The following is a 14121-nucleotide window of genomic DNA, read 5'->3' as shown; positions in this document are numbered from 1 at the left end:
GGGACATAGTAAAAGCAATTTCAATAAAACGTCAGAAAGAAACCATTTTTTGTTTTAAATGCGAATGCTTTTCAATTGGCGTCCACTTCGGCCACGATTTTGCGGGGACGGCCCCGCTTGGCCGGCAGCACTTGCCGCTGCATTTTGTACTCCAGCGCCTGCTTGAAAGCGTCGGAACCCAGCGGCCAGCCCTTCAATACAGCCTCTTCCACCACCTTGACCTGGCTGCGGCCCAGGCCTTGCTCGAACAGGCGCAGATAGGCCGCCTCGCGGTCGAACGGCGTATTGCCCAGCGCCCAGTACAGCGCATGGTCGGTGATAACGGGATCGGGACGCACGCCCGCATGGTGGGCATAGCTGGACCAGCTATAGTCCAGCGCCTGGCCCGCCAAACCCGTTTGCACGGGTACGCATTCCAAGTAGCGGCAGCAAGTGAGGAAGAAATTGTCGGGATCGATGACGGAAGTTTTGTAGCGTCCCTGCCACAGTGCCCCCTCGCGGCCGTATTTCTGGTTGAAATACGGCACGTAATAGCGTCCCAGCCACTGCATCAGCTGCCCCAGACCCGTCGCATCGCTGGGCGTGGCCAGCAAATGTAGCTGATCAGGCAATAAAACGTAGGCATGGATGGCCACCTTGAACATTTTTGCGCCAGTTTTCAGCCAGGACAAAAATTGCGCGTAGTCGGCCGCATCCTGGAACACGGGCTGGCGGTTGCTGCCGCGCTGGATCACGTAATGGGGTAGTGCTGGAATGATGAGGCGGGGCAAGCGGGCCATGGCAAAATCGGCAAAAGAAGGCTAAGAGCTTGATTTTACACACTTGTACGCGCAAGGCACGACTCTGACCCTGTTTTATTTGAAATGCTGGAAAAAGCGGTTGACTCTGTCCCTTAATTTCGCGACAGGGCGTTCATGCGCCTTCGCAAACAGCCTGTGGGTAATTCCAGCGGCCGCCCTTGTCGAGGCAGCTGTCGATTTTCCATTCCTGACGCAGCCACAGAGCAGCACAGGACAAGCCAACGATCAACAGCAGCCCAAGCAGAACACGCCATTTCATCCGGACCGACTCTGCTGGTCAGGACAAATTGAAACTGGCCGACAAGCTGTAGCCTTCGCCATACGCGCTGCGCAGCGGCAAGTCCTGGCCCAGGCCCGTCTTGGCTTTCTTGCGCAGGCGGTACACGAGCATGTCGACCCGGCGGCCCGCATCGGGATCTTCGCCGCCCATGCCGGCCACGATGACGTCGCGCGGCACGGGGCGGGTATTGATGGTGAGCAAGTGCAGGAAGTTGAATTCTTTTTCCGTCAGGGCGATGACTGAACCCATCAGCTCAAGTTGGCGCGCGCTTACCTTCAAGGTCCACTTGCCCGGCTCGGGCACGGGATCTTGCGGGCCGACGCGGCGGTCGAGCGCTTCGATGTGGGCGGCCAGTTCCGGGAATTTGATCGGCTTGGTCAGATAGTGGTCGGCGCCCAGGCGCAAGCCCAGGATGCGGCTGTCGAAAGCGACACGCCCCGTCAGGACCAGCACGCCAATTTGCGGATACAGCTGGCGCATGCGGGGAATGACGTTGAAGCCGTCCTCATCGGGCAATCCCAGGTCCAGTACCACCACGCCAACATTACCATGGCTCAACGCCGTCCACATCCCGCCAGCGGAGCTGGTGATATGAACTTCGTGTTCGAGCTCAACGAGAAACTCCGCCATGTCTTCGGCGTAGTCCAGATTGTCTTCGACGATCAGTATTTTCGTCATTGCAACGCCATTCTTCCGTTAGTGAGCTACCGTGGGCAAACCATGCCATTCACTTCTACACCATGATGGACGGCACAATAGGTTTACGTCAAGGAATTATCACGGTTGCCTTCAGCGGAAGCAAGGCTTTTCCTTGTCTAGACAGGAAGCGGCAGCCAAATGCGGAAAAGTGCCCCGCCTTCGGGCAGATTATGCCCCTGCAAACTCCCGCCATGCACGTCCACCACGGCGCGCGCCATGTACAGGCCCAGCCCCGCACCCGGATGCGTGGCATAGGTTCCACGGCTTCCTTTTTCGAATAACTGCGCCAGTTCGTCTTCCCGCAAGCCGGGCCCCGCATCGCGCACGCACAGGGCCACGCCGCCCTCGGGCACCAGCTTGGCCGACACGGTGATGGCGCTGCCAGGCGGGCTGAACTTGACGGCATTGTCGAGCAGGATTTTCAGGCACAGCGCCATGCCGGGCACGTCGCAGCGCAACCTGGCCGGCAAGTCCTCGTCCAGTTCCAGCTGCACGCGGTGGCTGGCCGGCACGGTGGCGGCCGCCTGCTGCAGCAGGGCCAGCGGCGCGATGCCGTCGGCGGCCCGCTCGCGGCCGATGGCCGCCATGCGTTCAGGTGACAAATAATCGTCGATCATGGACAACAAACGGTCGACGGCCGTCTGGATTTTCACGTAGCGCTTGCGCGTGGCGTCGTCGGCGTCTGGCGATGTCGAGACGAGGCGCTGGATGGCGCCTTCAATTGTGGCCAGCGGCGTGCGGAATTCGTGCGACAGCATCGAGGCAAAGCGCTTCTGCTCCTTTTCCCGCTCGGCTTCCTGCGCCTGGACGGCGCTGACGTCGCGCACCGTGCCCGCCAAGGTCACGCCCCGCCCTGCCGCCGCAGGCACGATGGTGGAATGGATTTCCAGGGCCAGCTGGTGGCCGTCGGCATGCGGCAATTCCACTTCGCGCAACAGGGTCAAACGGCTGGTATCGCCATCGCGCCAGCGCTGCAGCCGGGCCGGCACATCCGCCGCCAGCTGCGCCGCGTGCGCGCGCAAGGCAGGCAAGTCGTGGCCCGTCAGGCGTTGCGCGGCGGGGCTGATGTAGAGCAATTCCAGGGTCGTGGCATCGAGCAGGAAGGCCGTGTCGCGCCCGTGCTCGGCCAGCAGGCGGAACTGCGCTTCGCCTGCCCGCGCGCGCAGCAGGGCGCGGCGCAACTGAACGAAGCGCAGCGCCATGAGGATGGCGCCGGCCAGCAGCAATACAAGAAAGGGCAGGAAGGGCAGCATGCGTTATACCTGGCAAGAAAGAATCGCCAAGTATAAGCGTGCGGCAACGTTAATCTTCCAGCGGGGCGAAAATCTGCTGCAAGTCTTCCTGCGTGAGGGCCATCTTCTGCGACTCGCCTTCAGCCAGGATCGACTGCGCCAGCTCCGATTTCTTTTGCTGCAGCAGCTGGATTTTTTCTTCCAGCGTGCCCTTCGCGATCAGCTTGTAGACGAACACGGGCTTGTCCTGGCCGATGCGCCAGGCGCGGTCCGTGGCCTGGTTTTCCGCCGCCGGGTTCCACCACGGATCGTAGTGGATGACCGTGTCGGCCGCCGTCAGGTTCAGGCCGACGCCGCCCGCTTTCAGGCTGATCAGGAAGATCGGCACGGCGCCCTGCTGGAAAGCCGCCACTTGCGCGCCCCGGTCCTTCGTTTCACCTGTCAGCAAGGCGTAGGGAATGTCGCGCGATTCCAGTTCTTCCTCGATCAATTCCAGCATGCTGGTAAATTGCGAGAACACAAGGATCTTGCGCCCTTCGTCGAGCAAGTCTTCCACCATCTGCATCAGGTCGAGCAGCTTGGCCGAGCCGGCCGACTGCTTCTTCGCCGGCAAGGATTTCACCAGGCGCGGATCGCAGCAGACCTGGCGCAGTTTCAGCAGCGCTTCGAGGATGACGATCTGGCTGCGCGCCACGCCCTTCTTGTCGATTTCTTCGCGCACCTTTTGATCCATCGCCAGACGCACGGTTTCATACAGGTCGCGTTGCGGCCCAGTCAATTCCACCTTGCGCACCATTTCCGTCTTCGGCGGGAGCTCTTTGGCCACATTGTCCTTCGTGCGGCGCAGCAGGAAAGGCTTGATGCGGCGGTTCAGGAGCATGCGGCGCAGCGGGTCGTCCTGGCGCTCGATCGGATGGCGGAATTGCGTATTGAAGGTCTTCTCGTCGCCCAGCAAGCCCGGCAGTAGGAAGTGGAATTGCGACCACAGCTCGCCCAGGTGATTTTCCAGCGGCGTGCCGGACAGGCACAGGCGATGGCGCGCGCGCAACAGGCCCGCGCTTTGCGCCGCCTTGCTGCGCGTATTCTTGATGTAGTGCGATTCGTCGAGGATGACCAGATGGAAATCGTGCTCGCGCAGGGTTTCCTCGTCGCGCGGCAACAGGGCGTAGGTGGTCAGCACCAGGTCGCATTGGTCGATCTGGTCGAATTGCTGGGCGCGGTCCTTGCCTTGCAGCAGCAGCACTTTCAGGCTGGGCGCAAATTTTGCTGCCTCGTCCTGCCAGTTGCCCATCAGACTCGTCGGTGCAATCACCAGGGCCGGATGCGTGAGACGGCCCGCTTCCTTTTCCACCAGGATATGCGCCAGGGTCTGCACAGTTTTACCCAGGCCCATGTCATCGGCCAGAATCCCCGCCAGGTCATGGTCGCGCAGGAATTGCATCCACGCCAGGCCATCGGCCTGGTAGTCGCGCAAGGTTGCCTGCAGGCCCGCTGGGGCCGCCACTTTTTGCACGGAACCGAACTGGCTCAGCTTGCGGCCCATGGCGCGCAGCTGCTCGCCGCCCGTCCATTGCATGTCCAGGCCGCGCGCCAGCTCTTCCAGGCGCGCCGCATCCAGCGTCGACATGCGCACGGCATGCTTGATCTTGTCGCTGAAATACAGTTCGCCCAGCGTGTTCAGGATGGGGCGCACCCTGCCCCACGGCAGGGCCACGCGCGTGCCGTCCGGCAAGGTCGCCAGCATCTGGTCATCGTCCGCATGCGCTTCGATGACTTTCGGGTTGAAATCGTTGGGCGCGTTGCGGATCAGCTGCACCAGCACGGGCAGCAGCGGCACACGCTCGTGGTTGACGACGATGCCCAGTTCCAGCTCGAACCAGGCGTTGCCGCTGTCCGGATCCTGGTCGTCGATTTCCGCGTACCAGTCGCCCACGTCGCTCACGTCGTAGCGGTACTTGGCCGTTTTTTCCACGATCCAGCCCTGTTTGCGCAAGGCGTCGATGCCGGCCTCGGCAAAACGCAGCCATTCCGCCTGGGAAGGCAGTTGCAAGGCGCCCTTCAAGCCGCTCAAGGGGGCGGAGCCCGGCTTCTTGAATTGCAGCTCGGCCAGGGTGGCCAGCGCGCGCGCTTCATCGACCGTGTTTCTCTGGATAATTTCCGTCACCTCGCCCACTTGCCGCACCACGCGCTGCGACGGGTCGAACGCGACGCGCTCGCCATCGTAGTCGTAGGACAGCACGGCGAAGTCGCTCCAGCGCTGCGCGCTGCCATCGGCCAGCATGGCGCTGTCGAGCAGCAAGACCGGCTGCGCCGGCACGTCCTTGCGCAAGCGCTGCGGCAACGGCTGCGGCAGCGGCATCAAATGCTGCAAGCCCTGCGCCAGCAGCAATTGCGACACGCGCACCTTGTCGTTCGCGTTCAACGGCGGCGCCTGCGCCACCAGCGCCTGCAAGTCGGCCAAGGAAATGTCGGAGCCGCCCTGGTTCAATTCCAGCACGCCGCACGACAGGTTGTCGATGTACCACGGCGGATCGGTGGGCAGCATGTAGTCGATCTGGTCGGCGCCGTGGTGTTTCGCGCCTTCCGGCGGGTCCACTTGCCAGCCCAGGCGCATGGTCTTGCCTTCGTCGCGCCAGAACAGGCGCGCGGGACGCACGGGACCTTCCTTCAACGGATACACGAGACCATTGCCGACGTCGGCCCAGGAATTGGCCCACAACAATTTATCCTGCTCGGCCAGCATTTTCAGCAGGGCCGCACCCACCTTGCCCTTCGGCTCCGTGGCGCTGCCCGTCTGCGAATTCTGCCCGCTGCGCATGGCCACGAAGAAACGCACGAGGTCTTCGTCGGCTGGCGTCAGGAACGTGGGCGGCGCCGACAGCAGGGAAAAGATTTCGCTGATGGGAGAAGCCGCCGCCACGTCCCCATTCGGCCGCAGCCGCGCCTTGTACAGGCACAGGGCCACGTGGCGGCCACCGCTGGTGGGCGCCAGCACGTAGATCAGCCGGTGCTGGTTGAGTTTGGGATCAGGCTCGGCAATGGTCAGCACGGCCTTCGGATGGGCGGCAGCCTCCACCCGCTGCAGCCAGGTGGCGACGGCATACGGCAAAGGCGCTCCCGGCGCACTGGCCGGGGCAACTGGGGTTTCACTGGTTTCGTCGCGGGTAAAATCCATGGGGCGCATTTTTGTGTAAAGGTCGTATCCAAATCGGCAACAGGCAATATTATCCGCCATACAGCCGTTGCTGGCTTGATTCACACACGCTCTTTGAGCAGTTTTAATGCGCGATGCCTAAAAAATAAGTATTTAATACGACACTTGGGACCCGCAGACGGCAAAAAAGGCCCGTCACGGGCCTTTTTTGCTGCCGTTGGCCCGCTTGTCAGGCCGGCACAGTTTCTTCTTCTGCCACGTTGGCGGCCTCGACGAGCGGAGCGGTGCTCGTATCGGCCGGCGTAAAGTTGCGCAAAAACAAGAAGAACTGGCCCATCATCTGCGTCCACAGTTGCAGATTGATATTCAGGTACTCGCGGCTGACGCCACCGGCGACCAGCACATCCATTTCCAGCACGACGAAATCGCCATGCTGGGCTACGCGGGCAAAACGCTTGCTGCGGTGCCATTCGGCCAGCAAGCCGGCCGGCAAGTCGCCGCCCTGCACGCGCAGCGGGCAGCTCAGGGTCAGATCCGCATACTGGCCAGGCGATGCTTCATTGCCCCACAGCACCTGAAAGCCGATGCCATGGCTGGCGCTGTGCAGGCGCACGACACCGTCGTGTTCGATGCTGGTGACGGCGCAGCCGGCCGCCTTGATGGCCTCGGCCGTTTGTTCCGCATTCAGGGTGGTCAGCAAGCTATTCGTGTTTTCCATCGTCATTCCATTCATTTCAAAAAGTAAAATTACTGGGGAGCCGGCGCGGGCGCGGCCGGCGTTGCTGCCGCTTCGGTTTGACGCGCATCAAAGCGCCCCTGGTACAGCTGATCACCGTACTGCTGGGCAATCTGTTCGAGTTTCACTCTGCTTTGCGCGGCGAACGGCTGGCGCGCCTTCATGACGTCCAGCACGTCGAGTCCTTCATACGCTTGCAGGATTTCCTGTCCGGCCGCATACAGCTGGGCATTCTTGCTTTCGCAGCGTGCCAGGGCGCCCCGCTGCGACGCCACTTCGCCGTCGAGACGCGCACGCTCCGCTTCGATCTGCTTGCCCGTGGCGGCCAGCCGTTCGCTGGCCTGGCGGTACTGCGCCAGGCTGGCGCTTGCCTCTTGCGCGGCGGCGGCGCTGCGCTGTTGCTGCTCGCCCAGTTTTTCCCGCTGCGCGCGCTCCTGCGCCAGTTGCGACTGGCTGCGTGCCAGCTCCTTTTTCAAGCCATCGCTGGCGGGCGCGGCGGCAGCCGGCGCCTTGGCGGCAGGCACGCCCTTGGCTTTGAGCAATTCCAGCTCGCCGCGCGTCTGATGCAATTGCGCCGTGACATTGCGCAACTCGGCCCGCAAGCGCTCTTCCATGCTCTGCCCCTTCTGCGCCTGGGCCGTGCTGGCGGCCAGCAAACTCAGCAGCAGTAAAGGCAGGCGCATTTTGTTGGATATCAACATCATGGCTCCTTAAAAACGCGCGTTCAATTCGATTTGCAGGGTGTCGATCGACAGTGCCGAACCGAACACTTCGCGGCTCGACGTCCAGCGGCCGTTCAGCCAGGTATTCTTGTCGAGCGCATACGCGCCGCCCAGGTAGTAGCCGCGCGCATTCGTGCCGCCCAGGTGGAAGGTGGAATCGTTGTAGGCGTCAGGCAAGGCATCCGGTTCGATGCGCTTGTAGCCGAGCAAAACGTTCCAGTCGCCGCGCGCCGCAGGGCTGGCCTTGCCCAAGGTCGCCTGCAGCATGTAGGCATTGCCACCGCTCCTGAAATCGGCTTGCGAGACGCCGCCCGTGCCGCCGAAGTTGTTCATGATGCCGCCCTTGGCGCGCGCCCACATGGCGTTCTTGTCGTAAGCCATGTTGCGCACATAATCGCCTTCGATGCGCAAGTCCGTGCCGCCGGCAACCTTGCTATCCCAGCGCGCATTCAGGTTGGCCAGGCGGAATTTCGAGGCCAGGCCCACGAATTGCGGCTGCGGCGTATTCGCCGGGTCCAGCGGGTTCAAAGCGATATTGCGCAGCAGCATCAAGCTATTGCCTTTTTGCATGCTCGATGGACGCGACCAGTCCGTGCTGCAGCCATCGGCGCCCGCGTACAGGGCGCACGGCTGCGAATACTCGCCGCTGATATTGCGGAAGTTGTAGTAAGCCAGTGCGCCGCGCAACTGATGGTCGCTATTGATCTTCCACGAAGCGCCCACTTGCGCGCCCAGCAGCCACTTGTTTTCGCTGGACATTTTTGCCTGGCTGCGGCTAGGCGCATTGTCGGATGAATACTCGAGCGGAATCAGGCCCAGGGTACCGAACACGGTGACGTCCTTGCTGTCGCCGAGGGGTTGCTGCACCTTGGCGGCGATGCCGTCGAAATTGAGTTCGCTGGAAAACAGTTCATCGCCGGAAACGAACGGATTGTCGAAGCGGCCCGCCGTCAGTTTCAGCCAGGAAGCGGGCTGGTAGGACAGCCAGGCCTGGTCCAGCCAGATGTTTTTCTTGCCCAGGCCGCCACCGAGGGTTTGCGTGGTGGACACGGGGCTGTCGTCATTGCCGCTGGCCAGGCGGATGCCTGCTTGCGTGCTGTCGGAAATGTCGGCCAGGATGCCCAGGCGGGCGCGGGCGCGCAGCAAGTGCTTGCGGTCTTCGCGCGTGTTCAGCAGCGCCGGCAGGGCCAGGTTGGTATTCGAATTGACGTCGTAGCCGCTGCCGCTGTTGAGCGAACGCCAGTCGATCTCGATATTGCTGTTGGCCATGTCGTAATAGCGCGATTCGTAGCGCGCGCGCACATCGCCTTCCAGGCGGATGCGCTTGGTCCAGGCCGGCGTTTCATTCGGCGCCGCCCAGCCGCCCGCCTTCGCCTCGGCCAGCACTTGCCCCTTGATCTCGTCGCGGATCTGCTCGCGCACGGTTTGCGAAATATACGGCACGCGCACGTCGCCCGGCTGTACCTGCGCCAGGGCCGCCGGTGCGGCGGCAGGGCGGGCTTGCGCCGCGGCCAGCGCTTCGCTCTGCGCCTGCGCCAGCAGCGCTTCGCCGGCATCCTTGTTCAGGGCGCCGCTCTGGATCAGGCCGCGGATCAGTTTGACCATGGTGCTGTCGGCCGGTGCCGCGGACTGGGCTTGTGCTGCGCCCGCCGCCACGCTCAGGGCCAGGGCAGCCAGCGCCAGCGGAAGGCGGCGCATGCGCTGTGAGGGAGAAAATAAGGAATTCATCGCTTCTTTCGGTAAATGAGGAATTAGTTCATGCGCTTACGGGCGCCGACCTTTAATGGATACGCGGGCCGGGAAACGCAGGGATGCCGGTGGCCGCTCATCGGCGCGGAAGTCGCGCACCATGGCCAGCACTTGCTCATCCGTCTGCGCATTGCCCGTGCCTTGCACCAGCTGCACCTTCGTCGTCTTGCCTTCCGTATCGAGCCACAGGTCGACGCGGATGTCGGCAAACGCCAGCTGGCGCGTGCGCGGGTCGCGGGCAAAGGCCAGCTGCAGCGCGTTGGCCACATAGCGGCCATACGATCCCGCGCCGAGACCGCCGCCACCGCCGCCGCCCGTCATGCCGCCGCCGCGCCCGGCCTGGATGCCGAAGGCATCGCTGCCGGCCTGCGCCGCGCCGTCGATGGTGACGGGGTCGCCCTTGTCCGGCGACGGGCTTTCCGGCGCGTCATCCATGGGCTTGTCGGCCGGCGTCGGTTCCGGCTCCGACACTTCCGGCACCACCTTGTCCGGCGTCGGTTCCGGCAGTTTTTCCGGTTCCGGTGGCGGTGGCGGCGGAGGAGGCAGCATCAGCATCGGCGGCGCCGCCACTTCGCGCTTGGTGGCTGCCGTGTCCGACAGCAAATACCAGACCAGCGCGGCCAGCGCGCCAGCCAGCAGCACGCCGCCGGCCACGCCGCCCCAGCGGCGCCACCACTGCGCCGCGCCCGACGATTCCGAGGCGGCCATCTTCATCATGTCGTCACGCTTCACCTTGCGCTCCTCATGCCGGCTTGCCGGTCACCAGGCCCACCTGGTTCAGGTCGATGCGGCGCAACAAGTCCAGCACTTCGACCACTTTCGCGTATTGCACGGCGGCATCGCCGCGCACGATCACGGGGAAGTCGGGCGTCAGGGCCTTTTCCGTGCGCAGGCGCTCTTCCAGCTCGGGCAAGGTGACGGGATAGGCGTCGAGGAAGACCTGGCCCGCGTTGTCGATGGTGATGGCCTTGGTCTTCGGTTTTTCCAGCGCCACGGCCGAACTGGCCTTGGGCAGGTCGACCTTGATGCCGGGAATGCTGGCGTTGCTGGTCAAGATGAAGATCACCAGCACCACCAGCAGCACGTCGACGAAGGGCGTGATGTTGATGCCGCCGCTACGCTTGCGGGGGGTAAACTTGGCGGAGGTGGCCATGGTTATGCGCCCCTCACGCCTGTTGCAGCACGGGACGCATCTGGCGTCCGTCGCCCTGCTCTTCAGCCAGGCGCGTGGCGAACTCATCGACGAAGACGGCCATGTCGGCAACGATGGCGTCCGAACGCGAGGACAGCCAGTTGTAGCCGAACAGGGCGGGAATCGCCACGCCCAGGCCGGCCGCCGTACACAGCAGCGCTGCCGCCATGCCCGGCGCCACCGAGTTGATGTCCACGGCGCCGGCCATGGCCGCCACGACGAACACCAGCATGATGCCGATCACGGTGCCGAACAGGCCGACATATGGCGCGCCTTCGATGGTGGTCGAGAGCCAGATCATGCGTTTCGACATGCGTTCGCTTTCGCGCACCATCACGCCATCCATGGCGGCGCGGATGGCGCCGATGGTCGCGTTCGAGACCGCGTTCAAGTCGTAGCCGCGGTCATGGCGGCGGCGCATTTCGTCGATGGCCACGTCATACAGGCGCCACAGCGAGGAATCCGTCTTCACGGAAGCGCTCAGCTTGCCGTTGCGCGCCAGGTGGTCGAGCGGCGCGCCGGCTGCTTCGTGGAACGACTGCATGAATTGCGCATTGGCGCGCGAGATGGCGCCATAGCTGCGGCCCTTGCCGATCATGATGATCCACGACAAGACCATCATCAGGCCCAGCACGCCGACGACGATCCACGCGTCGAGCGGCATGGCGGCGATGATGAAGCCGAAATGGCTTTTGCCCGCTTGCTGTTCATCGGCGCCAAACACGGCCAGGCGCGATTCGGAACCTTGCGAGACGGCGTCGGCCAGCAGCAGGGCATCGGGACGGGCCGTGCGCGACAGGCGCAGCTCGTCGATGGCGCCCGTGAAGTTGTTCAGGGTGGAGGTACCGGAGGCGACCGGCGGCGCATCGGCGCCCACCGAGGCGGCCGTCGTGAAGGCTGGCAGCGCGGTGGCCAGCGACACGGCCGGACGGCCGCCCACGTACAGGGCCACGTTGGCTTTATCGGCTTTCACGGCCAGGTGCGACCATTGCGCGGCCTGGATCGGTTGGCCTGGCTTGCTGCGCTGGCCATTCACCTGCACGAAAGGCACGCCCTGGTCGACGCCGATCAGCAATTCATTGGCGCCGTCGCGGCGCGCATACAGCACTTGCTGCGGGCCCAGGTTATCGGGACGCACCCAGGCGGAAAAGGTGAATGGCGCGCCGGCGGCCAGCGCCAGCGAAGGCGAGGCAGGCAGCATCAGCGGTGCCGTACCCAGGCGGGCGCCGGCGCCGATGACGGAACCGTCCAGCGCCGGCACGGCCGTCTGGGCATGGTTGCCGTAGGCGGTGCTGTCGCGCGAAGGCACGCCAGGCTCGGTGAAGTGGTACACGAGGCTGTAGTCGGGGTCGAAGGTGCGCTGGCCATTGCCGGAAGCAGGCGCCTTCGGATTGCCGTAGTACATCCACAGCTGCTGCGGCGTGCCCGCCGTCAGGGCCGGCACGTCGACCCAGATCAGGGCGATGCCCAGGAGCGGGTTGAACTGTTCGATCTGGTGGTTCAGCACCGTCTTGTCGTCGCCTGCCACGAAGCGCAGGTCGGCGCCGTTGTCGCTGACGCCTTCGAAGTTGAAGTTACCGGAATGCAAGCGCAGCAGCACGGGAATGCGGCCGGGATCGCCGCCCACGGCGCCCGCCTTCGGGCCGGCGTCGATGGTGACGGGTTTGCGGTAAGCCCAGTCGGGCTGCCACCAGGCATGCGCCAGGCCGGGAACGAGCGTGCCCAGGATCGTGAGCAGAAAAAGAAAACGTTGCATGACAGTGATTCTCCGAAGAAAAGTCTAAAAAAGTGCAGTGCTGGTGAGCTGGCCCGTCAGTAGCTGGCCGACAGGTTGAAATTGATGCGGCGCACGTGTTTGTGCGTGCGCGGGCCATCGCGCAGCGGGTAAGCGAAATCGATGCGGCCATTCAGGTAGCGCAGGAACTGGAAGCTGCTGCCCACGCCCACCGAGGCCAGGCCGAACAGGTCTTTCTGCTCGACCATCGGGTCGCGCAGGCGCAGGCGCGCGCCATCGGCAAAGGCAAACAGGCGCCAGTTTTCCAGGCGGCTGAAATACGTCAGCTGGGGCGTGCGCCATTCGACGGTGCCGGAAATGCCGTAGTCGCCCGTCGCTTCGGCCGACAGGTAGCCGCGCACGGAATTGGCGCCGCCGGCGGCCATCTGCTCGCCCGACACGAGCGCCGCATCGGCCAGCTGGCCCGACAGGCGGCCATGCAGCTGCGCGCCGCTGCCCAGGGTGTAGGTGGCGTTGGCGTCGCCCTTCAGGACGAGGAAGCTGGGCGAAGCCTTGTAGCGCTTGTTGTCGTAGGCGGCGCTGTTGCTGCCATAGCCGAACGCGGCGCGCGTGCCGGCCACCAGCGACAGGCCCAGGCCATACGTCGCCGCATCCGTCTGCGCAAAGCCGTTATACGACACGCTCAGGGGCACGTACTTGAGCGGAATATTGCTGCCCGTGCCATTGAGTTTCAAGGCTTCCTGGTTATCCTTGAAATCGATGCCGGCAGAAAAACTGTGCCACCAGATGCCGCTGTTGGGCACCGTGTAATTGACTTTCATGCCCAGCGCGTGGCCCTTGCCCAGTACGCTGGTGCCGCCCGTGCTGGCCACGTTGCTGTTCGACTGGTAGCCGGTCGCTTCCACGCTCCAGCCCTGCGTGCCGATCGGCGCCACGTACGAGGCGGACCACACCTTGGTCTGGTTCAGGTCACCCGGCGTGCCGAAAAAGCTGATGGTCGCGCTATGCCCGAGCTGCCACAGGTTGTCGTGGCCGACCGACATGCTGCTGCGCAGCTTCTTGGTATCGGCGCTGTAGTCGTTGTTCAAGCCGATGCTGGCGCGCCACGGGCTGCTGTCGTCCACTTTCAAGTCCACGTCCATGGTGCCGGGCAGGCTGCCCTGCTTGACCAGCGGCATCACCTGGCGCTTGGGACCGCGGTTCAGGGCCGTCAGTTCCACTTGCGCCTGGGTAAAGTCCGGCACCTTGCCTTCCGTCAAGGCCGGCACTTGCTGGCGCACGTCGAGCGGCGAGTTGTATTGCGCACCGACGACGCGCAAGCGTCCCACCTTCGTTTCGCTCACCTGCAGCACCACCACGCCCTGCTCCACCTGCTGCTCCGGCAAGTCCACGTAGACGGACTGGTAGCCGCGCGCTTGATAGGCAGCAACGAGGGCGTCGCGCGCCCCTTCCACGTCCTTCAGGGTGCGGCCCGGCCCCAGAAAGGGCGTCACCGCCTCTTCGATGGCACGCGCATCGAGCACGGTATTGCCGCGCACCAGATATTCCTCGATCGTCACCTGCCGTTCCGGTGCGGCCACAGGAGCGGCCACCGGGACCGCGTCCTGCGCGCGCGCCATGCCGGGCAGCGCCAGCATGGCCAGGCACAGCATCGTCAAGGCGGTCGCAGGCGCCGCTGGCGGCACGTCCCTGCCCTTGGTTGTCATTTCACGCATCTTCCATTCACCTTAAAATCAAACGGTTGCCCTGTGTTGCGGCGCTGGGCCGGCGTATTTTTGTTGCTAATGCTGATCTACTGATGCCTAGACAGCCGCCGCGCGCG

General features: G+C 63.9%; 11 protein-coding genes. All 11 read right to left on the bottom strand.

The genetic code is table 11. The features are described from left to right. Positions 1-71: 71 nt before the first annotated feature. The 11 genes from IGS58_RS28295 to IGS58_RS28245 all read right to left on the bottom strand — a co-directional run bounded on the left by IGS58_RS28295 (position 72) and on the right by IGS58_RS28245 (position 14014). A complete protein-coding gene (locus IGS58_RS28295) occupies positions 72-779 on the bottom strand; it encodes a transposase (RefSeq protein WP_230523260.1) in 708 nt (235 codons plus the stop codon). A 298-nt stretch (positions 780-1077) separates the two neighbouring features. Beyond that, a complete protein-coding gene (locus IGS58_RS28290; RefSeq protein ID WP_034780956.1) occupies positions 1078-1758 on the bottom strand; it encodes a response regulator transcription factor in 681 nt (226 codons plus the stop codon). Positions 1759-1895: 137 nt separating this feature from the next. Continuing rightward, on the bottom strand, positions 1896-3032 hold the full coding sequence (locus tag IGS58_RS28285) for a PAS domain-containing sensor histidine kinase (protein WP_230523259.1): 1137 nt from the start codon (positions 3030-3032) through the stop codon (positions 1896-1898). Between the two features lie 49 nt (positions 3033-3081). Continuing rightward, positions 3082-6186, bottom strand: a complete 3105-nt coding sequence (locus IGS58_RS28280; RefSeq protein ID WP_230523258.1) for a DEAD/DEAH box helicase — start codon at positions 6184-6186, stop codon at positions 3082-3084. Between the two features lie 208 nt (positions 6187-6394). Next, a complete protein-coding gene (locus IGS58_RS28275) occupies positions 6395-6883 on the bottom strand; it encodes a YbjN domain-containing protein (RefSeq protein WP_230523257.1) in 489 nt (162 codons plus the stop codon). 29 nt (positions 6884-6912) lie between these two features. Continuing rightward, positions 6913-7602 (bottom strand): hypothetical protein, encoded by a 690-nt coding sequence (locus tag IGS58_RS28270; protein ID WP_230523256.1) that lies wholly within the window; start codon positions 7600-7602, stop codon positions 6913-6915. A 9-nt stretch (positions 7603-7611) separates the two neighbouring features. Further along, on the bottom strand, positions 7612-9321 hold the full coding sequence (locus IGS58_RS28265) for a putative porin (protein ID WP_230523255.1): 1710 nt from the start codon (positions 9319-9321) through the stop codon (positions 7612-7614). A gap of 66 nt (positions 9322-9387) precedes the next feature. Next, complete coding sequence (locus tag IGS58_RS28260; RefSeq protein WP_225317135.1) at positions 9388-10104, bottom strand: energy transducer TonB family protein; 717 nt, start codon at positions 10102-10104, stop codon at positions 9388-9390. Positions 10105-10114: 10 nt separating this feature from the next. Next, the gene (locus IGS58_RS28255) at positions 10115-10525 is read right to left on the bottom strand and encodes an ExbD/TolR family protein (protein WP_070260505.1); all 411 of its coding nucleotides are present in this window, start codon (positions 10523-10525) and stop codon (positions 10115-10117) included. A 13-nt stretch (positions 10526-10538) separates the two neighbouring features. After that, positions 10539-12320, bottom strand: coding sequence for a DUF2341 domain-containing protein (locus IGS58_RS28250; RefSeq protein ID WP_230523254.1), 1782 nt, complete (start codon positions 12318-12320; stop codon positions 10539-10541). A gap of 56 nt (positions 12321-12376) precedes the next feature. Further along, complete coding sequence (locus IGS58_RS28245) at positions 12377-14014, bottom strand: ShlB/FhaC/HecB family hemolysin secretion/activation protein (RefSeq protein ID WP_230523253.1); 1638 nt, start codon at positions 14012-14014, stop codon at positions 12377-12379. Between the last annotated feature and the right edge of the window lie 107 nt (positions 14015-14121).

It is taken from the genome of Janthinobacterium sp. EB271-G4-7A (genome assembly GCF_020858075.1).
GTDB classification, from domain to species: Bacteria; Pseudomonadota; Gammaproteobacteria; order Burkholderiales; family Burkholderiaceae_D; genus Janthinobacterium; species Janthinobacterium lividum.
This window is presented reverse-complemented; position numbering and strand designations above follow the sequence as displayed.

Excerpts from the sequence above, each read along its gene's own strand:
- IGS58_RS28295 (WP_230523260.1), bottom strand. The coding sequence starts at position 779 with ATGGCCCGCTTGCCCCGCCTCATCATTCCAGCACTACCCCATTACGTG.
- IGS58_RS28290 (WP_034780956.1), bottom strand. The coding sequence starts at position 1,758 with ATGACGAAAATACTGATCGTCGAAGACAATCTGGACTACGCCGAAGAC.
- IGS58_RS28285 (WP_230523259.1), bottom strand. The coding sequence starts at position 3,032 with ATGCTGCCCTTCCTGCCCTTTCTTGTATTGCTGCTGGCCGGCGCCATC.
- IGS58_RS28280 (WP_230523258.1), bottom strand. The coding sequence starts at position 6,186 with ATGGATTTTACCCGCGACGAAACCAGTGAAACCCCAGTTGCCCCGGCC.
- IGS58_RS28275 (WP_230523257.1), bottom strand. The coding sequence starts at position 6,883 with ATGGAAAACACGAATAGCTTGCTGACCACCCTGAATGCGGAACAAACG.
- IGS58_RS28270 (WP_230523256.1), bottom strand. The coding sequence starts at position 7,602 with ATGTTGATATCCAACAAAATGCGCCTGCCTTTACTGCTGCTGAGTTTG.
- IGS58_RS28265 (WP_230523255.1), bottom strand. The coding sequence starts at position 9,321 with ATGCGCCGCCTTCCGCTGGCGCTGGCTGCCCTGGCCCTGAGCGTGGCG.
- IGS58_RS28255 (WP_070260505.1), bottom strand. The coding sequence starts at position 10,525 with ATGGCCACCTCCGCCAAGTTTACCCCCCGCAAGCGTAGCGGCGGCATC.
- IGS58_RS28250 (WP_230523254.1), bottom strand. The coding sequence starts at position 12,320 with ATGCAACGTTTTCTTTTTCTGCTCACGATCCTGGGCACGCTCGTTCCC.
- IGS58_RS28245 (WP_230523253.1), bottom strand. The coding sequence starts at position 14,014 with ATGCGTGAAATGACAACCAAGGGCAGGGACGTGCCGCCAGCGGCGCCT.